This window comes from Pedobacter sp. GW822-FHT03F06 (assembly GCF_058801365.1).
In genome coordinates, this window is record NZ_JBXANE010000008.1 from 181,487 (window position 1) to 200,371 (window position 18,885).

20 protein-coding genes are annotated in these 18,885 nt (G+C 37.7%); 13 read left to right on the plus strand and 7 right to left on the minus strand.

The window, feature by feature from the left end; translation table 11 throughout:
• Position 1: 1 nt before the first annotated feature.
• The 6 genes from AC1RJ8_RS15580 to AC1RJ8_RS15605 all read right to left on the minus strand — a co-directional run bounded on the left by AC1RJ8_RS15580 (position 2) and on the right by AC1RJ8_RS15605 (position 4,457).
• On the minus strand, positions 2–709 hold the full coding sequence (locus tag AC1RJ8_RS15580) for an ATP-binding cassette domain-containing protein (protein WP_492954608.1): 708 nt from the start codon (positions 707–709) through the stop codon (positions 2–4).
• Positions 710–796: 87 nt separating this feature from the next.
• Complete coding sequence (locus AC1RJ8_RS15585) at positions 797–1,717, minus strand: glycerophosphodiester phosphodiesterase family protein (protein ID WP_492954607.1); 921 nt, start codon at positions 1,715–1,717, stop codon at positions 797–799.
• A gap of 132 nt (positions 1,718–1,849) precedes the next feature.
• On the minus strand, positions 1,850–2,482 hold the full coding sequence (locus tag AC1RJ8_RS15590; protein ID WP_492954606.1) for a response regulator transcription factor: 633 nt from the start codon (positions 2,480–2,482) through the stop codon (positions 1,850–1,852).
• Positions 2,479–3,264: a sensor histidine kinase gene (locus tag AC1RJ8_RS15595; protein WP_492954605.1), complete on the minus strand. Its 786-nt coding sequence runs from the start codon at positions 3,262–3,264 to the stop codon at positions 2,479–2,481. The genes AC1RJ8_RS15590 and AC1RJ8_RS15595 overlap by 4 nt, the downstream gene beginning before the upstream one ends.
• On the minus strand, positions 3,243–3,890 hold the full coding sequence (locus AC1RJ8_RS15600) for a hypothetical protein (protein WP_492954604.1): 648 nt from the start codon (positions 3,888–3,890) through the stop codon (positions 3,243–3,245). Before AC1RJ8_RS15600 ends, AC1RJ8_RS15595 begins: the two co-directional genes overlap by 22 nt.
• A gap of 12 nt (positions 3,891–3,902) precedes the next feature.
• Positions 3,903–4,457 carry a hypothetical protein gene (locus AC1RJ8_RS15605; protein WP_492954603.1) on the minus strand — a complete coding sequence of 185 codons (555 nt, stop codon included), beginning with the start codon at positions 4,455–4,457 and terminating at the stop codon, positions 3,903–3,905.
• 338 nt (positions 4,458–4,795) lie between these two features.
• Here AC1RJ8_RS15605 and AC1RJ8_RS15610 point away from each other — a divergent pair, with 338 nt between their 5' ends.
• From AC1RJ8_RS15610 to AC1RJ8_RS15640, 7 genes are all read left to right on the plus strand, one after another.
• On the plus strand, positions 4,796–6,232 hold the full coding sequence (locus tag AC1RJ8_RS15610; RefSeq protein ID WP_083505339.1) for a S8 family peptidase: 1,437 nt from the start codon (positions 4,796–4,798) through the stop codon (positions 6,230–6,232).
• Entirely contained in the window at positions 6,229–6,432 is a 204-nt protein-coding gene (locus AC1RJ8_RS15615) for a hypothetical protein (RefSeq protein ID WP_492954602.1), read from the plus strand. Before AC1RJ8_RS15610 ends, AC1RJ8_RS15615 begins: the two co-directional genes overlap by 4 nt.
• A 597-nt stretch (positions 6,433–7,029) precedes the next feature.
• Complete coding sequence (locus AC1RJ8_RS15620) at positions 7,030–8,673, plus strand: glycine--tRNA ligase (protein WP_492954601.1); 1,644 nt, start codon at positions 7,030–7,032, stop codon at positions 8,671–8,673.
• 230 nt (positions 8,674–8,903) lie between these two features.
• The gene (locus tag AC1RJ8_RS15625; RefSeq protein WP_492954600.1) at positions 8,904–9,584 is read left to right on the plus strand and encodes a 2'-5' RNA ligase family protein; all 681 of its coding nucleotides are present in this window, start codon (positions 8,904–8,906) and stop codon (positions 9,582–9,584) included.
• Positions 9,585–9,693: 109 nt separating this feature from the next.
• Complete coding sequence (locus tag AC1RJ8_RS15630) at positions 9,694–10,536, plus strand: ThuA domain-containing protein (RefSeq protein ID WP_492954599.1); 843 nt, start codon at positions 9,694–9,696, stop codon at positions 10,534–10,536.
• Between the two features lie 118 nt (positions 10,537–10,654).
• Positions 10,655–11,062 carry a helix-turn-helix domain-containing protein gene (locus AC1RJ8_RS15635; RefSeq protein ID WP_057932418.1) on the plus strand — a complete coding sequence of 136 codons (408 nt, stop codon included), beginning with the start codon at positions 10,655–10,657 and terminating at the stop codon, positions 11,060–11,062.
• A gap of 86 nt (positions 11,063–11,148) precedes the next feature.
• Positions 11,149–11,913: an SDR family NAD(P)-dependent oxidoreductase gene (locus tag AC1RJ8_RS15640; RefSeq protein ID WP_492954598.1), complete on the plus strand. Its 765-nt coding sequence runs from the start codon at positions 11,149–11,151 to the stop codon at positions 11,911–11,913.
• Positions 11,914–12,063: 150 nt separating this feature from the next.
• Here the strand turns inward: AC1RJ8_RS15640 and AC1RJ8_RS15645 are convergent, their stop codons facing one another.
• Positions 12,064–13,269, minus strand: a complete 1,206-nt coding sequence (locus AC1RJ8_RS15645) for an NlpC/P60 family protein (RefSeq protein WP_492954597.1) — start codon at positions 13,267–13,269, stop codon at positions 12,064–12,066.
• Positions 13,270–13,408: 139 nt separating this feature from the next.
• On the opposite strand from AC1RJ8_RS15645, the gene AC1RJ8_RS15650 reads away from it, so the two are divergent.
• The 6 genes from AC1RJ8_RS15650 to AC1RJ8_RS15675 all read left to right on the plus strand — a co-directional run bounded on the left by AC1RJ8_RS15650 (position 13,409) and on the right by AC1RJ8_RS15675 (position 18,849).
• Positions 13,409–14,098: a CAP domain-containing protein gene (locus AC1RJ8_RS15650; protein ID WP_492954596.1), complete on the plus strand. Its 690-nt coding sequence runs from the start codon at positions 13,409–13,411 to the stop codon at positions 14,096–14,098.
• Between the two features lie 226 nt (positions 14,099–14,324).
• Complete coding sequence (locus AC1RJ8_RS15655) at positions 14,325–14,846, plus strand: GtrA family protein (RefSeq protein WP_492954595.1); 522 nt, start codon at positions 14,325–14,327, stop codon at positions 14,844–14,846.
• Positions 14,847–15,543: 697 nt separating this feature from the next.
• Positions 15,544–17,325 (plus strand): aromatic amino acid hydroxylase, encoded by a 1,782-nt coding sequence (locus AC1RJ8_RS15660; RefSeq protein WP_492954594.1) that lies wholly within the window; start codon positions 15,544–15,546, stop codon positions 17,323–17,325.
• A gap of 31 nt (positions 17,326–17,356) precedes the next feature.
• Positions 17,357–17,611, plus strand: a complete 255-nt coding sequence (locus tag AC1RJ8_RS15665) for a hypothetical protein (protein WP_492954593.1) — start codon at positions 17,357–17,359, stop codon at positions 17,609–17,611.
• Complete coding sequence (locus AC1RJ8_RS15670; protein ID WP_492954592.1) at positions 17,589–17,969, plus strand: type II toxin-antitoxin system VapC family toxin; 381 nt, start codon at positions 17,589–17,591, stop codon at positions 17,967–17,969. The genes AC1RJ8_RS15665 and AC1RJ8_RS15670 overlap by 23 nt, the downstream gene beginning before the upstream one ends.
• 178 nt (positions 17,970–18,147) lie before the next feature.
• A complete protein-coding gene (locus AC1RJ8_RS15675) occupies positions 18,148–18,849 on the plus strand; it encodes an SDR family oxidoreductase (RefSeq protein ID WP_492954591.1) in 702 nt (233 codons plus the stop codon).
• Positions 18,850–18,885: the final 36 nt, after the last annotated feature.

Genomic DNA, 18,885 nt, shown 5'->3' on the forward strand with positions numbered 1-18,885 from the left:
ATTAAGCCGTAAGTTTTCTGAAAATATCTTCTAATGATTGTTGGTGGTGAGCTTTTTTCAAACCTTCAAGTGAGTTGTTAGCTACAATTTTACCCTTGCTGATGATGATAATATCATCGCAAATGGCTTCAACCTCTTGCATAATGTGCGTGGAGATGACGACCGTTTTAGCCGCTCCCAATGTTTTGATCAATTGCCTGATATCAACCAGTTGGTTCGGATCTAAGCCTGATGTAGGTTCATCTAAAATAAGTACCTCCGGGTTATGGATAATGGCCTGAGCCAGGCCCACCCTTTGGCGATACCCTTTAGATAACATACCGATTTTTTTATGCTGCTCGGGTGTTAAACCGACCATTTTGATGACTTCATCAATCCGCGCAGGTAAATTGCCAAGTTTATACGTTTGGCCAACAAAATTTAAAAATTCCTTTACGTACATATCCGTATAAAGCGGCGTATTCTCAGGGAGATAGCCAATATGTTTTTTAGCTTCAATAGCTTCTGAAAGAATGTTCTTTCCAGAAATTTCAGCCTCACCTGATGTAGGTTCCAAATAACCGGTAAGCATACGCATGGTAGTAGATTTACCAGCTCCATTAGGGCCAAGAAAACCCAAAATACGACCCGGCCTGGCTTCAAAGCTAATCGAATCGACCGCCTTTTGCTTATCGTAATGTTTAGAAAGGTTTTTAACTGAAATACTCATTTTATGTTTTATACCACAGATCTGCACAGATAAACACAGATTTCATCATTGGTTAAACCAATCTGTGTTCATCCTTTCCATCTGTGGTTAGTTTATATGCGCTGAACTTATTTTTTTATTATACCTAAACTTATCCAGTTCTTCTGATGCCTGCGGTAAATTATCGCCCGATAAAATATCTGCACCATTGTTAACCAAATGATAATAAACATTTTTTACCGGACTGGCCATGGCACTTTTATCGATGTTCCCCATGGTACCTAAAATAGTGGTAATGCCCTTATTGTGCAGGTATTGATACAATTCTTTATCCGGGGCAGAAACACCAACAAAAGCTACAATACGGTTATTGGGAATACCCAAGCTATTTAAACGTTTCAATTCTGCTTTCTTTTGAACAGAGGCTGAAATCATGAGTTCGGGTGCCAATTGATGCACCTCCCTGGCCTGATTGGCCGTATAGGTAATGATTATTGAATTGCTCTCTACTTTATATTGTCTTACTTTTTCGATCACTTTGGCATAAGAAACACCCTTTTTCAAATCGATGGTTAATAAAACTTTTCCTTTGCTCCAGCTTAATACACTATCTAAAGTCGGGATTTTAAACGTTGTTTCTTTGCCCTCATCATCCTTAAGGTTAAATGCCTTCAATTCTTCATAGGTATAATTGCCAATCGGCCCTTTTCCTGTCGAAGTACGATCGAGCTTATCATCGTGCATAATCACCATTACCGAATCTTTACTGTAAGCAATGTCGAACTCGATGATTACCGGATTATAAGTGGTGGCATTATCGAATGTTTCGATACAGTTTTCGGGAAAACCAGGCATTGGACCACCACGATGGGCACTGATTAATGGAAAACGGTTCTCTGGCGACCATTTTAAGAATTGATATAACTCTGCTAGTGTATTAAACTTAATATATTGATGGCTTTTTTCTTCTGGTTTGCATGAGGTAAAAACTGCAACCATAACCAAAAATAGCAAATGATGGAATTTCATGCTTCAAAAGTAAACAAATTGCTTAACTGTTAAACGGGTTAATCGGTTAATTGTCGGGGTGTTTAAATGGTTAATTCTTTAAATCGGTTAATTGCTTCATCCACAACTTTAAACATCATGTACAATTAACCTTTACGCAAATCCATTTTTGATGGCAAAAACAGCCAACCCTACCCGGGTTTTAAGTTCGAGTTTTTCGCAGAGCTGATCGCGATAGCTTTCAACAGTTCTTGGGCTACAGAACATTTTATCGGCTATTTCTTTATAATTAAGCTCGGTAACGGTGTATTTTAAAAACTCTTTCTCCCGATCTGAAATTTTGATCTCAACATCTTTGCTTTTATTTAGGCTGGAGAAAATAATTTTCGATGCCCAGTCAGGGTAAAAAAATCCGTTAATATTCAACTTTGTAAGCGCGTTTTCGAGTTCTACAGGATGCGCATTTTTTAACAGGTAACCTTTGGCACCGTTGCTAACCATTTTAATTACACTTTTTTCTTCACCCTGCATACTTAGGGCCATTACTTTTACCTCCGGATGGTGTGTAGTTACCCAGGTTACGGTTTCAAAACCGTCCATAATGGGCATACTGATATCTAAAAGTAAAATATCGGGGATTTTATTGCTGTTTTCGAAGTTTTTAATCAGCTCTTTTCCGTTCTCACAAACATACATCACCTCAAAAGCTGCAAAATTATCTATAATGCCCTGAAGTGCCTTTGCAATCAGGATATGATCATCAACAATAACTATAGTTTTTTTCATGCCGGGCCATTTAAAATAATAGTAAGTGTAGTGCCTAAATCGGGTTTGCTTTCTAAATTAAATTGTCCACCGATAATCTCGGCTCTTTTTTTCATGTTTTTTAATCCTATACCATCAGAAGTAATTTTACCATAATCAAATCCTACTCCATCATCCTGTATTTTTAATACTAAAAAAACTTCAGGAGAAGAGTTTAACTGGATTTTAATATTGCTACAATGTGCATGTTTTAAGCTGTTTTGAAGAAATTCTTGGGTTATCCTTAATAATACATTCTTTTTCACAAACTCCAGATCTATACTTTCGAAATTGTATTGAAAGGTTACCTTACATTTTTTCAAAGCATTGAGGTTGTTCACTTCTTCCTGTATTAAAGTTACAATTTCATTTTCACTTATATTATCGTTTGTTAAGTTTTTCGACAAACTTCTCAGGTCCTGCAGTGATGAATTAATAATATGATAAATCTGCTCAATTCTATTACTTGCCTGAGGCACTTTATTTTCGTGCACCAATTGTTGGGTATAAAGACTCACCAATGTTAATTTTTGCCCGATATTATCGTGTAGTTCGCGGCCAATTTGCTGCATGGTGGCCTGTTGTATTTCTAACTGGGTAGTTAAAAGTTCCTTTTGATGTATTTCGTTGGTGATTTTAATTTCATTCAGATATTCTCTTTTACGTTCCTTATATTTTTTGATATAAACCATAATGGCCACTACAAAGAGCACAAAAAACAGGTTAAAAAGGATAATTGTAATTAAGAGTTCTGTTTTCCCCATATGAATGAAATTGAGAATAATATATACATTACAATGCCCGAAACCAGGAAATAATCGAAATAAATATTCCAGATTTGGATATAAGCCCTTAATAACGAATAAAACGTAAGAAAAGGTAATGTACCGATATAGAATAAGGTTACACCCAAATTAATATAAAACATTCTATTTTCTTGAAAGTTGAGAATGTTGATTGAGTTTACCTGATTATAATATTCTTTGATAACCAAAAACATTAAGAGTAAACATCCAAAAGTGTAGCTAAAGGAAAAATATACTTTACTTTCTTTAAAGAATAACCTACTCAGTATAAATGAAATTATGTACAACAAAGCGAGTATCCAAAATAGTCTTTTATCCTTAAATGATTTTACCGCATAAAGCCAGTAAAAAAAGATAAACTGGAAAGGGATAACGATATAGTTATAATATTTAGTTTTTGAAAAGCTGATATATTCTCCTCCCCATTTCCCAATTACTTCACATATAAAAATAGTGATCAGATAATAGATAAAATACCTCCAATGTTGTCCCTTTAATTGTTTAAAGTAGCCTAACGCAATCAATGCAGTCCCTCCTTCAATCCAGAGAAAAATGTCGCTCAGAAATTTCTGGAAGTCGCTCATTTCATTAAGATATTAATAAGTTTCTATTGCTGAATCGGCTGGTGGAATGGTTTGTCCATGGTTTTGAGCCATTACCACACGCGATTGACTGTCACTACTATCCGAACTCATGGCCATTAAGGTAATGGGTTGCGCTTTTTCTCTTTCTTTTAAAGGGAAAGTAGTACGGTCTAAAGGATTAAAGTCGTAATCCTGGTAACTCCCATCACTGCTCTTCTTTTTTAAAGTAGGAATCATAACAAGTGTATGTTTTTGAGCATAATTTTTTCCTATCGATTTATCATCCTCAAAACCATTCCATTCGTTATCTTTTGGATAAGCCGCGTAATAGAAACGGATACCCAATGCACCATCAGCAATGCGTGGGTCTACTTTTTTGCTGAAAAATTCGATATCAGCAATGAATTTTTTCAGGGTTTTTAAACCGAAAGAAACAGAATGGGCATCGTTTATTCCCAATACTTTATTAATTGCTGCTAAATGGTTGTTGCGGTAATTATCTACCATTTGTTGGATTATTGCCGGATCCATTGTATTTGGACGTCCCCGCCTTTCATTTGTTTTCATAAGATCGATTAGTTTTAGTAACAGATAACATACCAGTACCCCACATAAAAATACGATAGCATAGCCAGGTAGATGTTGCATTTCCATAATTTTTGAGTTTTAATTAAAGTTAACTTTTATTCCCAAATGTGATAAAACTTTTATAGATAACAGATGGGGTTTTCCCCATATTTTACTGTTGTTTTTACCGCTTTTTATTTTGTTGCTTTTACTACTGGTTTTTAGTGTTTTACCTGCCATTTTTTCACTGTAACTATTTCAATTTTGGGTATTGTTTAACACAAAGGAACAAGCCGAAAATCCTGAATAGAGTAGGCAAAACCTAAAACATTAAAACCATGTCAAAAACATTGAAAAAAGAAGAAAAAGTAGAGTATACAGGAAGATACCTGGTACTACTACCAGAAGGATCCAACACCTCCGATTCTATTAACCAGATTAATTCTATTAGCGGATTAAACCTAAAAAGCTCTTTAGAATTTGAAAACGAGTTTTTCACTGATAAAGACCTCGCAAAAACCGATGGTATCATCTTAGACAAGCTGGGTATTGCTATCGTAAACGAAAAACCAAAAATTGAAAATTCAATCAGCAGTTTAGGCGAAAGTGAAATGATTGTAGAAAAAGAAAGGGTAGTTTATGCTATCGGAATGCTGGATGAAAGTACCCAAAATTATGTAGAGGGTTACAGAGATGCGGTAAACCAAATGACCAATGTATTAGTTGGAACCGAAACAGAAGATTACAACTATGAAGAGCAAGAATCGGAAGTAGAATCTGTTGGTGCTACCTGGGGATTAAAAGCTACTAATGTGGTACCAACCAGCTTTTTAAGGTACAACCCATATAATGGCGCAGGTATTAAAGTTGCCATATTGGATACAGGATTCGATTTCCATCACCCTGATTTTGCCGGCCGCCCTGTTGTTCATCAAAGTTTTATTAGCGGAGAAAGCACACAGGATGGACATGGCCACGGCACACACTGTACCGGTACTGCCTGTGGTCCTTCTAGCTCGCCATCTGCAACAGAAAGATACGGTATTGCTTATGCCGCCAGTATTTATATCGGAAAAGTTTTAAGCAATGGCGGTTCTGGTGGAGATGGAGGCATTCTGGCCGGCATTAACTGGGCAATTGCTAACCGTTGCGATGTGGTAAGCATGTCGTTAAGGGGTTTTGTAACCGGAGCAGGCTATTCTGCTGTTTTTGAAACCGCTGCTGCCCGTGCTTTAGCCCAAGGTACTTTAATTATTGCTGCTGCAGGAAACGATTCGGCAAGGCCAGGCACTGTAAGACAGGTAATGCATCCTGCAAATTGCCCATCAATAATGGCTGTGGGTGCTGTAGATGTAAATATGAACGTAGCGGCTTTTTCTAACGGAGGCCTTTACCCAACTTATGGTGCTGTAGATATTGCTGCTCCAGGTGTTAACGTGTATTCTTCTACAAAACTGCCTACTAAATATGCAAGCTGGAACGGAACCAGTATGGCTACCCCACATGTTGCTGGTATTGCCGCACTATGGGCACAGGCATCGGGTTTGAGAGGAATTAATTTATGGAGAAAATTAACCTCAACAGCAAAAGCATTACCTTTACCAGGTAGAGATGTAGGGGCCGGACTGGTACAGGCACCTACAAAAACAAGATTGATAAAATACCCAATTGATAGGTTCCCAATTGATAGATTCCCGATTGATAAACTCCCAATTTTAGTTAATCCGAAATTCCCTATCGATCCAATTGGCCCAATTGAAAAAATTATAAGATGAAAACAAAATGGTTAATATCTGTAAAGGATAACACGATGGATTTAGTAGTTAAAGAACTCAAGGAAATCGGTGTTAAAGATATCGAGGCTTTAGATTCAATTGGTGTAATCGTAATTGTTCCGGGCAATCATAAACTTGCAGATATCAAAAAAATTGATGGCGTTTTAAGTGTTGAAGAGGAAAGGGACATCAGCATTTAAGCCAGCAAAACCTAATCACTCTCTTAATTTTAAAATCGGTGCGACATTAGTTGCACCGATTTTTTTATAGTTGAGTTAGGCCTGATTAGATAATGCAAATGATTAGTAAAGGTGCTGTAGCATTTTATGGGGAGGGTTCGCCTGGGCTGTTGCTATATCTTTTGCTACCCTTCGATTCCGCTACCATTAACAGAATCCACAGAAAGGTCGTCATTGCGAGGAGGAACGACGAAGCAATCTTAAAGCGCAGACTAGTAACGATCGTTTTAAGATTGCTTCGTCGGCTGAAAAAGCCTTCTCGCAATGACGATTCCTCTCAAAAATCACTGCAATAAAAAAATTAAAGCGTAAAGCAGGAGCTCCGAAACCGACCAGCACGACTATTGCTTTCCATATTATTTGAACCATTTAAGAGATTTAAGGGCAAATAAGCTGACTCGCAAGGCTCCCTTTCGCCCGTTTTCGACCACCTAAAACACCTTAGCGCACCGAAGTTAAGTGCAGAAATTCTAAAATCTGCAGTTCCTTTGCCATTGATCAAAAACCTTTTACCTTTTACCTCTTACCTTTTACCTTATTTATTATCTTTGCTGCATTATGGCTCAAAAGAATAACGACGAACAATTTAAAAATGTAATATCACACGCTAAAGAATACGGTTTTGTATTTCAGAGCAGCGAAATATATGATGGCTTAAGTGCCGTTTACGATTACGGCCAATTGGGTGCTGAATTAAAAAATAACATTAAAACCTACTGGTGGAAAGCCATGGTGCAAATGCACGAAAACATTGTAGGGATCGACTCTGCAATTTTTATGCACCCTAAAGTTTGGAAAGCCAGCGGACACGTTGATGGTTTTAACGACCCAATGATCGATAACAAGGATTCTAAAAAACGTTACCGAGCCGATCAGTTATTGGAGAATAAAATTGATGAGCTATATTCGGAACTGGCTAATTTCAGCGCAGAAAATAAAGCCAAATTCGAAGAATTTCAACAAGAAATATTGGGCTTAAGTGATGAAGGTCAGGCGAGCTGGGTGCCCACATTTAAAGATGAGGAAACGATTTTAGATCACGCTAAATATCCTTTTGTGGAGGAAGCGAGCTGGAGATTTGTTAAAAAGGGTTTAACGCTTGAGGTGGAAATGAACCTAGCACTTAAATCTGAAAATCTAGCACAGCTAAAAGATTTAATTGTTGATTACAAAGTAATCTGCCCAATTTCTAAAACTTCTAACTGGACTGATGTACGCCAGTTTAACCTGATGTTTAGCACACAATTTGGTGCAATGGCTGAAGGAAGCGATGAAGTTTACCTTCGTCCGGAAACAGCACAGGGTATTTTCGTAAACTTTTTAAACGTTCAAAAATCGGGCAGGATGAAAATTCCTTTCGGTATTGCGCAGATTGGTAAGGCTTTTAGAAATGAGGTAATTGCCCGCCAGTTTATTATGCGTATGCGTGAGTTTGAGCAAATGGAAATGCAATTTTTTGTTCGTCCGGGTGAAGACAAAAAATGGTTCGAATACTGGAAAGAAGCGCGTTTGAAATGGCACAAAGCTTTAGGTACTTCGCCCGAAAAATACCGTTACCACGACCACGTTAAATTAGCACACTATGCCAATGCAGCAACTGATATTGAATTCGAATTCCCGTTCGGATTTAAAGAGGTTGAAGGTATCCATAGCCGTACCGATTTCGATTTAACACAACACCAGGAGTACTCTGGCAAAAAAATGCAATATTTCGATAACGATTTAAATGAAGAAGGTAAACCTTATGGCAACTACGTTCCTTATGTTATCGAAACCTCTATCGGTTTAGACCGTATGTTCTTATTAACCATGATTAATGCTTTTGAAGAGCAGGATTTAAGCACCGATGATAAACAGGATAGCCGTACGTTATTGCGTTTGCATCCAGCTTTGGCACCTTATAAAGTAGCTATTTTCCCATTAACCAAAAAAGATGGTTTACCCGAAAAGGCCCGCGAAATTATGGATACCCTGAAATTTGATTTCAACTGTATTTATGAAGAGAAAGATGCCATCGGTAAACGTTACCGCCGTCAGGATGCTGTTGGTACGCCTTTCTGTATCACTATTGATCACCAGAGTTTAGAAGACAATACGGTTACCATCCGCCATCGCGATAGCATGGAACAAGAACGTGTAGCCATTGCTGATTTAGGAAACATTATCGGCTCGGCAGTAAGCTGGAAAACTTTGTTGGCATAAAAAGCTTCGTTCTTCTGAGCAATCAGATCTTATCCAAAAATGTTAAAATGCCGATTATTATCTGTAAAGTCGTCATTTCGAGCGAAGTGCAACGTAGTCGAGAACCACGAAGTGCTCAGCGAAGCTAAATCTGCCATTGTAGATCTCTCCATTTCGCTACGCTTCAGTCGAGATGACGACCGTTTTATCAAGTCGCAGGTTTATCCCTGCGACTTTTTTGTGTATAAAAAATGAATTTAGCCGAGCATTACCATAAATTGTTTACCGACGCTGTTGCCAAAATATCAGCTGGCCGATATGAAATTGATCATTTAATCGATTCGGAAACTGATCAGCGTTTTGGAATCACACTGGTAATCAGACCAGATGCTGCAACGAAAGGTAAAATCCAGCAGTTTTTAACTGAAGTAAAAGCAATTGAACCTGAACAATATTATTATCAAAATTCTGATATCCACATTACCTTAATGTCTATCATTTCCTGTTATGAGGGCTTTGATTTAAAGGATATAAATATTCAGGATTACATTCAACTCATCCAACAGGTTTTAGCCAGGCATAAGCGTTTCAAGATTCAGTTTAAAGGACTTACGGCATCGGCATCCTGCATTTTAATTCAAGGTTTTTTAACCGATACCTTAAACAAAATCAGAGATGATTTGCGGGCTGGCTTTAAAAATTCAGACCTGCAACAGAGCATCGATAAACGTTATGCCATCCAAACCGCACATGCTACAGTAATCCGTTTCAGATCGGAATTAATCCATATAAACGCTTTGCTTAGTCTTATCGAAAAGTACAGGAACTTTGATTTTGGCACCTTTGAAGTGAAGCAAGTAGAATTAGTTTATAACGATTGGTACCAGCGGGAAAAATTTGTAAAAAAATTACATGTGTTTAAACTGGGATAATATTATCAATCGATTGAACTACTTGTAAAACCACGATTTGACTTTATTATCTCTTGAAGCAAATTCAATTAAACAGCATTTAATTAATTTAGTAAGATAATCTGGCCAAATGCACATCACCAAAAAATCGATACTTACTATTTTATTTATTGTTTTCAGCTTTGCCCTTACAAAGGCACAAAGCCGAGCAAAATTCAATGTAATTGCCTTTTACACGGCAAAAAACGATCAGGCGCATATCAGTTTTGTTCATGAAGCAAATAAGTGGTTCCCGAAAATGGCCAAAAAATATCATTTCAGCTACGATTCTACCGCAAACTGGAATAATTTAAATGCCGGCTTTCTGGCTAAATATCAGGTTGTTCTCTTTTTGGATACCCGTCCGGAAGATCCTGAACAACGCAAAGCTTTTGAAAAATATATGGAAAATGGCGGTGGTTGGATGGGTTTTCATTTCTCTGCTTTTGCCCTATCAAAATCGGCTTTCGATCAAAACTGGGACTGGTATCACCAGACTTTTTTAGGGTCGGGTGAATATGGCAGTAATACCTGGCGGCCTACATCAGCAATACTTAAGGTAGAAAACAAGAAACATCCCGTAACTAAAAACCTGCCCAATACCTTTAAAGCACAACCCAATGAGTGGTACCGTTGGCAAAATGATTTAAGAAAAAACCCTGACATCCAGATTTTACTGTCTATTGATTCATCTAGCTTTCCGTTGGGCACAGGACCAAAAGCACACGAAATATGGCACAGTGGATATTATCCGATAGTTTGGAGCAATAAAAAATTTAAAATGGTTTATGTAAATATGGGACATAACGATATCGATTACGAGCACAAGTACGGTAAAACCAATAGCACACTTTCTTCTACTTTTGGCAACGAAATACAGAACAAAATGATTATCAATAGCTTATTGTGGTTAGGAAGAAAAAAAACTAAATAAATGCCATAAGCTGCCTAATACTGCGTAATCCTTTGGTCACAAATATCATTACCATAGGTTTCGGATTTCATATTCATTATCCGAATATTATATTTGTTTAAACAGCAATCGCTTTAATATGAAAATCCCACAAAAGTTTTTTGCCCGTCAACACGAAATCGCAGCCGATTTTTTGAAGGAACTGGATAAACATTTAGACGATGTGGTATCGGGCAGGGCAACTGAAATGTTCGAAGTAAGAGATTTTGCCGAGCTTATTCACGTTCACCCCACACACTTAAGCAATACCATTAAATCGGCTACAGGCCACTCCCCTTGTTATTTCTTTGAAGAACGTTTAATGGAAATTTCGAAATCGATGTTACAGAATGTAAGTATGCCTATTGCCGAAATTGCAAGGACACTAACTTACGATCCATCTAACTTTACCAAGTTTTTTAAACACTTTTCTGGCCAAACACCAAAACAGTATAGAGAGGCTTATTTTCAATCTTTGGCCGCAAATAAGGAAATTGTCACCATATAAAACTTAAACAGTCACCATTTTTACTTAAGCTATCACCATTTTTACAGCGGCTTTCCATCTAACTTTGTTTAATAAATTAAAAGAAAATGGAAACACAAAATAAAATCGCCCTGGTAACCGGTGGTAGCCGCGGATTAGGAAAAAGTGCTGCTTTAAAAATCGCAGCAAAAGGAATTGGGGTAATTGTCACTTATCAATCCAAAAAAGAAGAAGCAGATGCTACTGTTAACGAAATAAAACAGCTAGGTGTACAAGCTGCCGCGATACAGTTAAATGTAGCCGACACCAAAACTTTCGATGCTTTTTTCGCAGAAGTTGCTACAGTATTGAAATCTGTTTTTAATGCCGAAAAATTTGATTTTTTAGTTAATAATGCGGGTATTGGCATTCATGCTTCATTTGCAGAAACTACTGAAGAACAGTTTGACACTTTGGTAAACATCCACTACAAAGGAGCCTTCTTTTTAACCCAAAAAGCTTTAGCATTATTAAATGATGGCAGCGGGATTATAAATCTTTCTACTGGTTTGGCACGTTTTGCTACCCCTGGCTATGCAGCTTATGCATCGATGAAAGGTGCTATGGAAACCTTAACAAAATACCAGGCAAAAGAACTAGGTGCAAGGGGCATTAGATCGAACATTGTTGCACCGGGAGCCATAGAAACCGATTTTGGTGGTGGCGTAGTGCGCGATAACGATCAAGTAAATGCAGGAATCGCCTCGAATACAGCCTTAGGCCGGGTAGGTTTGCCCGATGATATTGGTGGCGTTGTGGCCTTTTTATGTACTGAAGATGCGAGATGGATTAATGCACAACGCATTGAAGCATCGGGTGGTATGTTTTTATAAAATTTAGTTAACCGCTAAAGCGCAAGGGTCATAAATAAATTAAAACCCTTGCGTCATACTGAACTTGTTTCAGTATCTGTTACTATTAAGCCCCTGAGATGAACTCAGGATGACGCTAAAACTTGTTGAACATCTGCTTTAAACCTAACCTTAATAAGGTGAGGCTTCATACCAAGCATGTCGATTTACCCTTGTAATTTCGGAAGTACCAATCTGGTTCAGAAAACGTTTAGCACTCACCAGGGTTTTGCTTTCACGTTCATCAAAGTTAGCTGCATCTGGTTTCAAACTGTTAATCCTAACCATCCCAGCTGACTGAATAAACTCGCCATCGCCCATGTAAATAGCGGTATGTGTTATTCTTCCTCCAAGTGTTCCTTTCAATTTTGACGCAGCAAAAAACAATAGATCGCCAGCTTTTAAATTTTTAAGGCATTTAGTAAGACTAATCGAATCTTGTTCTAAAATATCTACATCTTCTCCAACCAAAGCTTGTTGCGAGGCATCTCTCGGAATAATAATTCCATTCAGGAAATAGCTTGTTTTGGTAAATCCACTACAATCTACCCCTTTAATTGATGTACCGCCCCAAAGATAGGGCACGCCAATTAATGTTTTTGCTGTAGCCAAAATAGCTTCAGCACTTGGATTAGGCCTATTTATCCAGCTCGAAAACAACTTCGCATCAGATTTTTTAATGTAGCCTATACGTTTATCGGGAAAAATAACCTGATAATAAGCTTTTTCTTCGCCAGTTAATACTAAGATATTGCCATTTACTAAATCGGAAACACGTGGGGAGTTCATATCCGCTTTGCTAAAAGCATGACCAAAATCGGAAGTAAAAATAATCCGTTTTGATTTTTTCCATTCCTCAAAAGCCGTCTTATTCATAACACTCACAGCGGTAGCATCAGTCCATGATAAGTAACCATCGGGTGTGCGTACCAAATAATAACCGCCTTGTTTTTTTAATACCTGAACAGGGGTGCCCAAAATCATCTGGGTCATCATTTCTGCTGCATTTTGAGGGGCTGCCCTATTGTTACAGACCGAAAGATTGGCTAATCCGTATTCCATTCCGGCCAGTTTGTTTGATGGAAGGAGTACATTGATCTTAACGAAACCCTTAAAATCTTTGCTTTGGTTATTTAGCACCTCAAGTACTTGCGCCGAGGTACTTTCTGCAAAAACAGTATCTCCTTTAAACTGAATATTAAAATAAACAGACCGTTTATCTGGGGCAAATTCTTTCTTTATCTGATTTGAAACTGCTCTATATGCTGCCGTATCTACCTGCGCCTTTAAGGAAACTGCAAAACTTAATAACCAGCCTAAGATCAATATTCTTTTCATCACCGTTTTCTAAAGCTAAAATTACGGATATTCATATTGCCTTATCAGATAAAGGCTGTAACTAATTGCTTACGCGAGATTATTTTTAACAGCCGAGAAATAAAAAAAATTAAATGACGTTATCCATGAAAATCATCCTATGTTTAAAATACTTCTACCTACCCTTTTGCTCTTCATTTTTTCCTGCCAGGTTAATGCTCAAAAATGGACTGATGCCGAATTCCGTAAAGCCAATACTGCAGCAAATGCTTCTTACTTAACCAACGAAGAAAAAAATATTGTGATGTATATGAACCTGATCCGCATTGATGGCGAAAAGTTTTATTATACATTTTTAGAAGACTACATCAATAACTACAATGCTAAAGTTCGGAAGTATAGAAATTACAATGAACTCAGGATTACGCGAAATAATTCCTACTACACTTCTTTACTTAAACATTTACGTGGTGTAAAAAACCTGCAGATGTTTTATCCTGATGATAAATTAACTTCGTTAAGCCGGAGCCATGCGCAGGATTTAAACAGGAATAATCTAGATACGCATGAAAGCAGTAACGGGGATAAATTTTCGAAACGATTATCCAGGTACTTCCCCAATAAAGCCATGAGCGAAAATATCGATTTCGGTTACTCGAACAGTTTAGATATTGTTTGCCATTTGTTGTTAGATTGTGGTGTACCTTCTCTTGGCCACCGTTTTAATTTACTCGATCAAAAATACAAGCTCAATACCGTTGGCGTAAGCATACAGCCCCACCCCTCTTATACCTGGTGCGCAGTAATCGATTTTGTTGCGCAACCTGCATATTACTCCAATAACGAGTAATTGCATAAATGATCTTATTACTGTGTCAATAAAAATATAATTGTAAATTGCGCCCAACAATAAAGGGTGCACAATAAATGCATATTTCAATGCCACCAGTCCTGCTGAACTCGTTTCAGCATCTTTATCGCAGGAAAAGATCCTGATCCCGAAGTTTCGGGACAGAATGACGACCGCTTATGCAATTTGATGTATGCCCAATAACAACAACGATCAGTTTTAAGTAATGCGCAAAATAATTTTAGCCGTAATAGATTTTTTTTACCCGCCTTTTAAAAAATTCATTTCCCTACATAATTTCAGGTATCTGGCCACTGGTGGCGGTACTTTGTTGTTGGGCATTTTAAGTTATTATTTTGCTTACTTTTTCATTTTTAAAACAGATGAGGTAAATTTTGGAGTTATTGTGCTTCAAAGAGAAACCGCATCATTATTGGTTGATTATGCCGTTGCCATCCCAACCAGTTTTTTGCTCAACAAATACATCATATTTACACATAGCGAATTAAAGGGCAGGGTTCAGCTTTTCAGATTTTTAAACCTCCAGTTCATAAACATATTGGCCAACTATGTTTTGTTAAAGTTTTTGCTGGAACTTTTAAGAGATTATCCAACTTTGGCAATGCTTTCGAGAATACTGGTTTCAGTTTTTATGGCGCTTTTCAGTTACCTCTATCAGCACTATTTTACGTTTAGCGTTAAAAAAATCGGAGAAAAAAAGCAAAAAGACATTAATAATCCTAAGTAATTGTTTGTCATGGAGGCAAGGAATATTTGTAGCGCAGTTTAGGTGGTCAATATTTGCTACTATTTTTGTTTTGCAGCCAACTGCTAAAAAAAACTAATTCATCAGTACCAGCCGTTGTAACTAAACGGGATGGAAGAAGTACCCTTTTTGCGGTCATCCTGAGCGGAGTCGAAGGATAGCGAACAGCCCTACAGAACCTCTATAATGAAATACCACAGCACCTTTCCACCAAAACCTTAATATTTTCGATAGTTTTTGGAAAGCAGTCTACAAGCACTTCGGTTTCTACGGTCCCGCCTTTACTTCAAGTCCTCACTCGTGCCTCGTTCCGGGCTTTACGCGCCAGTCGGGTTTAGTTGGCCAATATTTGCTACTATTTTCGTTTTGCAGCGAACTGCCTAAAAAACCAAGTTCATCAGCACAAGCCTTTGTAACTAAACAGGATGGAAGCGGCATCCTTTTGCGGTCACCCTGAGCGGAGTAGAAGGGTAGCAAAAGATACAGCGAACAGCCCGACCGAAGCTTCCCGATGAAATACCACAGCACCTTTCCTAATCAATAACAGATTATCAACGTTATCTTTTTCACACACCTAAACCTTTATTACTTTCACCTGTTAATTTATCCAATCACTTTCTTGATAAGATAAAAACAACATCCTAACTTAGCTGCCGACCAACTTATTTTCAGATTAACCATGAGCCATTTTAATGATTTTAATAATGCGCAGGTAACAAAATTGCCCAATCATTTAAAGCAATTTATTGTTGACCAGAATTACGAAAAATACACGCCGATCGACCAAGCAGTATGGCGTTACGTGATGCGTCAGAATTATAGCTATCTTAAAAATGTTGCCTACTACCCTTACATAAAAGGTTTACAACGAGCGGGTTTAAGTATTGAACACATTCCCGACCTGCAAACGATGAACGATAACCTGGGTAAGATTGGTTGGGGCGCCGTAACTGTTGATGGCTTTATTCCACCAGCTGCTTTTATGGAGTATCAGGCCTACCGTGTACTGGTAATTGCTGCCGATATCCGCCAGATTAATCACATCGAATATACACCTGCACCAGATATTATACACGAAAGTGCTGGCCACGCGCCGATCATTGCCGATACAGATTACAATAATTATTTAAGTTATTTTGGTTCGATTGGTGCAAAAGCCATGTTTTCGGCTAAAGATTTTGAACTTTACGAGGCCATTAGGAAACTATCGATTTTGAAGGAAGCCGTAGATGCAGATGAGTTTCAGATTGCCAAGGCAGAAAAAGAGCTGCGTTACATCAGCGAAAACATGGGTGAACCTTCTGAAATGGCTTTACTTGGCCGCTTACACTGGTGGACGGTTGAGTATGGACTGATTGGTACTTTAGAAAATCCAAAAATTTATGGTGCCGGTTTGCTTTCTTCTATCGGTGAAAGTGCAACCTGCATGCAAAATGATGTAGAGAAACTTTGGTACAACATCGATACGATTAACTACGCTTACGATATTACCAAACCACAACCGCAGCTTTTTGTAACCGAAACATTCCAAAATCTGATTGATGTTTTGGAAACTTTTGCCAACACCATGGCCTTTAGAAAAGGGGGCACAGAAAGCATTATGAAAGCAATTGCCTGTAAAAATGTGGCCACAGCCGTTTATAGCTCGGGCTTGCAGGTAAGCGGTGTATTTACCGATATTGGTGTGGGTACAAAAGATGAAGTAACTTTTATTAAAACAACTGGTCCTTCGGCACTGGCATTTAACGGAAAGCAATTAGCAGGCCATGGAAAACACTACCATGCTGACGGTTTTTCGTCTCCTGTGGGTAAGTTAAAAGATGCCGTAAAGACATTAGAAGATTACAACCCCACTGATTTACAGACCCTGGGGGTAATTTTAGGTGAAAAGGCTGAACTTATATTTGAAAGTGGCATTAAAGTAACCGGTATAGTTAAAGATATTATTACAGAAAAAGATAAGCTTCTTTTAATTGCCTTTAAAGATTGTACGGTTACAGAAGGTAATGGAAACATCCTGTTTAAACCCGAATGGGGCATTTACGATATGGCGATAGGTGAAACGATTGTTTCAGTTTTTAATGGGGCCGCCGATAAAGACGCCTACGAGGAGATTACTTTAATTAGCAATGAGAAAACGCATCACATTATTTATGACGATAAGACTTTAAAACTGCATAGTTTATACCAAACGGTTCGTGCGATTAGGGAAAGTGGCGAAGGTTTGGATCAGCTTGCCGAAATCTTTACACAACTTAAAACGAACCACAGGCAGGACTGGCTTTGTGCATTGGAAATTCTGGAGATTATTTACCATAAAAAGATTTATCATCAGTTGGAAAAGGAAATTCAGATCTATCTGGAAATAAAAGCTGGCAGGGAGCTTGATCATACGAAATTGATCAGCGATGGCTTACATGTAATTAAAAACCCGGTGAGTCAGCTGATTGTGGAGGATTGATTTATCTCTTTAATTTCATTAACTTTACTTTATGACAACCATCACAGTACAAGTAGATAACGAACAAAATGCTGCGCTTCTCGAAAAGATGCTTAAGGCATTATCTTTTGTAGAAGATGTTGATATAAAAAACCATCAGCCTAATATAGTGGAAGAGCCAAAAGGATCATACCAGAAATTAAAAAAGGCAATTGATAATACTGAAGGCAACATAATGTTTAAAGACATTAAAGATCCGTCTAAATGGCAAAGTGATTTAAGAGATGAGTGGGAACGTAATATTTGATACGAATATTGTTATCTATTTATCTAAAAAACTTTTAGCTCCCGAAAAAGTATTTACAGAAAATATCATGTATTCTATTTCCATAATTTCAAAAATGGAATTACTTGGGTATGCATTTAATAGCAACCTTGAAGAAAACTATATTAGCGAACTAATAGATTCTTTAAACGTCGTACCTCTAAATGATGCTGTGGTAAATATGACCATTTTGATAAGAAAAAACAATAGGATAAAGCTGCCCGATGCTATTATTTATGCTACAGCTCAGGTAATGAATGGAAAACTCTTAACCAATAATATATCAGATTTTGAAAAGCTAAATGGTAGTGTTGAACTTTTTAATCCCTTAAATTCATAAAATTACTATCACCATCGTTTGCAATATAACGCGTAAATCAAGGGATGTAATCGCTATTTTCTAATCCTTGTCGCCAAACAAGGTTCTAGTTGACTTACTCTTTTTTTCCTAACTTTGATTTCATCAGTTCCAAAACATTTCAACCTTTTAACTTTACAACAATTTTTAACTTTTTTTAATGAACATTATAATTACAGGTGCAAGTAGTGGAATCGGTTTCGAAACTGCTTTAGAATTTAGCTTACAGAAAGAGAACAAAATTGTAGCCATTGCCCGATCAGCCGATAAACTGCGCAAACTCTTAGAAATTGCTAAAGGCATTAATCCAGACTGTACACTTTTACCTGTAGAGTTTGACATTGTAAATGATGATTACGCTGCATTAGTTCCGTTTTTAAAAGAACGATTAGGGTCTGTTGATATTCTAATTAATAATGCAGGCGCTTTAATTAATAAACCCTTTTTAGAAACTACAGAAACTGATCTGGGCGAAATGTTACAGAGCAACGTGATTTCGCATTTCAGGATGATTCAGCATATTTTGCCTTTAATGCAAAGCGGAAGCCACATTGTAAACATCGGCAGTATGGGTGGTTTTCAAGGGAGCGTTAAATTTCCAGGGCTTTCGGCCTACTCGGCAAGTAAAGCGGCGCTGCATACCCTAACTGAATGTTTGGCGTTCGAATTGGCTGAAACAGGAATCAAAATCAATTGCCTTGCATTAGGATCGGCACAGACCGAAATGTTGGAAGCTGCTTTCCCTGGGTACCAAAGCCCGGTTATGGCCTTCGAAATGGGGAAATATGTTGCCGATTTTGCCAAAACCGGACATAAATTCTTTAATGGTAAAATTTTACCTGTTGCTGTTACCACACCATAATATTCCATATTATTTAGTAATTTACATGCTAAATCG

What these genes read in the sequence shown, in the direction of transcription:
- AC1RJ8_RS15580 (WP_492954608.1), bottom strand. Translation starts at nt 709, where the DNA reads ATGAGTATTTCAGTTAAAAACCTTTCTAAACATTACGATAAGCAAAAG.
- AC1RJ8_RS15585 (WP_492954607.1), bottom strand. Translation starts at nt 1,717, where the DNA reads ATGAAATTCCATCATTTGCTATTTTTGGTTATGGTTGCAGTTTTTACC.
- AC1RJ8_RS15590 (WP_492954606.1), bottom strand. Translation starts at nt 2,482, where the DNA reads ATGAAAAAAACTATAGTTATTGTTGATGATCATATCCTGATTGCAAAG.
- AC1RJ8_RS15595 (WP_492954605.1), bottom strand. Translation starts at nt 3,264, where the DNA reads ATGGGGAAAACAGAACTCTTAATTACAATTATCCTTTTTAACCTGTTT.
- AC1RJ8_RS15600 (WP_492954604.1), bottom strand. Translation starts at nt 3,890, where the DNA reads ATGAGCGACTTCCAGAAATTTCTGAGCGACATTTTTCTCTGGATTGAA.
- AC1RJ8_RS15605 (WP_492954603.1), bottom strand. Translation starts at nt 4,457, where the DNA reads ATGAAAACAAATGAAAGGCGGGGACGTCCAAATACAATGGATCCGGCA.
- AC1RJ8_RS15610 (WP_083505339.1), top strand. Translation starts at nt 4,796, where the DNA reads ATGTCAAAAACATTGAAAAAAGAAGAAAAAGTAGAGTATACAGGAAGA.
- AC1RJ8_RS15615 (WP_492954602.1), top strand. Translation starts at nt 6,229, where the DNA reads ATGAAAACAAAATGGTTAATATCTGTAAAGGATAACACGATGGATTTA.
- AC1RJ8_RS15620 (WP_492954601.1), top strand. Translation starts at nt 7,030, where the DNA reads ATGGCTCAAAAGAATAACGACGAACAATTTAAAAATGTAATATCACAC.
- AC1RJ8_RS15625 (WP_492954600.1), top strand. Translation starts at nt 8,904, where the DNA reads ATGAATTTAGCCGAGCATTACCATAAATTGTTTACCGACGCTGTTGCC.
- AC1RJ8_RS15630 (WP_492954599.1), top strand. Translation starts at nt 9,694, where the DNA reads ATGCACATCACCAAAAAATCGATACTTACTATTTTATTTATTGTTTTC.
- AC1RJ8_RS15635 (WP_057932418.1), top strand. Translation starts at nt 10,655, where the DNA reads ATGAAAATCCCACAAAAGTTTTTTGCCCGTCAACACGAAATCGCAGCC.
- AC1RJ8_RS15640 (WP_492954598.1), top strand. Translation starts at nt 11,149, where the DNA reads ATGGAAACACAAAATAAAATCGCCCTGGTAACCGGTGGTAGCCGCGGA.
- AC1RJ8_RS15645 (WP_492954597.1), bottom strand. Translation starts at nt 13,269, where the DNA reads ATGAAAAGAATATTGATCTTAGGCTGGTTATTAAGTTTTGCAGTTTCC.
- AC1RJ8_RS15650 (WP_492954596.1), top strand. Translation starts at nt 13,409, where the DNA reads ATGTTTAAAATACTTCTACCTACCCTTTTGCTCTTCATTTTTTCCTGC.
- AC1RJ8_RS15655 (WP_492954595.1), top strand. Translation starts at nt 14,325, where the DNA reads ATGCGCAAAATAATTTTAGCCGTAATAGATTTTTTTTACCCGCCTTTT.
- AC1RJ8_RS15660 (WP_492954594.1), top strand. Translation starts at nt 15,544, where the DNA reads ATGAGCCATTTTAATGATTTTAATAATGCGCAGGTAACAAAATTGCCC.
- AC1RJ8_RS15665 (WP_492954593.1), top strand. Translation starts at nt 17,357, where the DNA reads ATGACAACCATCACAGTACAAGTAGATAACGAACAAAATGCTGCGCTT.
- AC1RJ8_RS15670 (WP_492954592.1), top strand. Translation starts at nt 17,589, where the DNA reads ATGAGTGGGAACGTAATATTTGATACGAATATTGTTATCTATTTATCT.
- AC1RJ8_RS15675 (WP_492954591.1), top strand. Translation starts at nt 18,148, where the DNA reads ATGAACATTATAATTACAGGTGCAAGTAGTGGAATCGGTTTCGAAACT.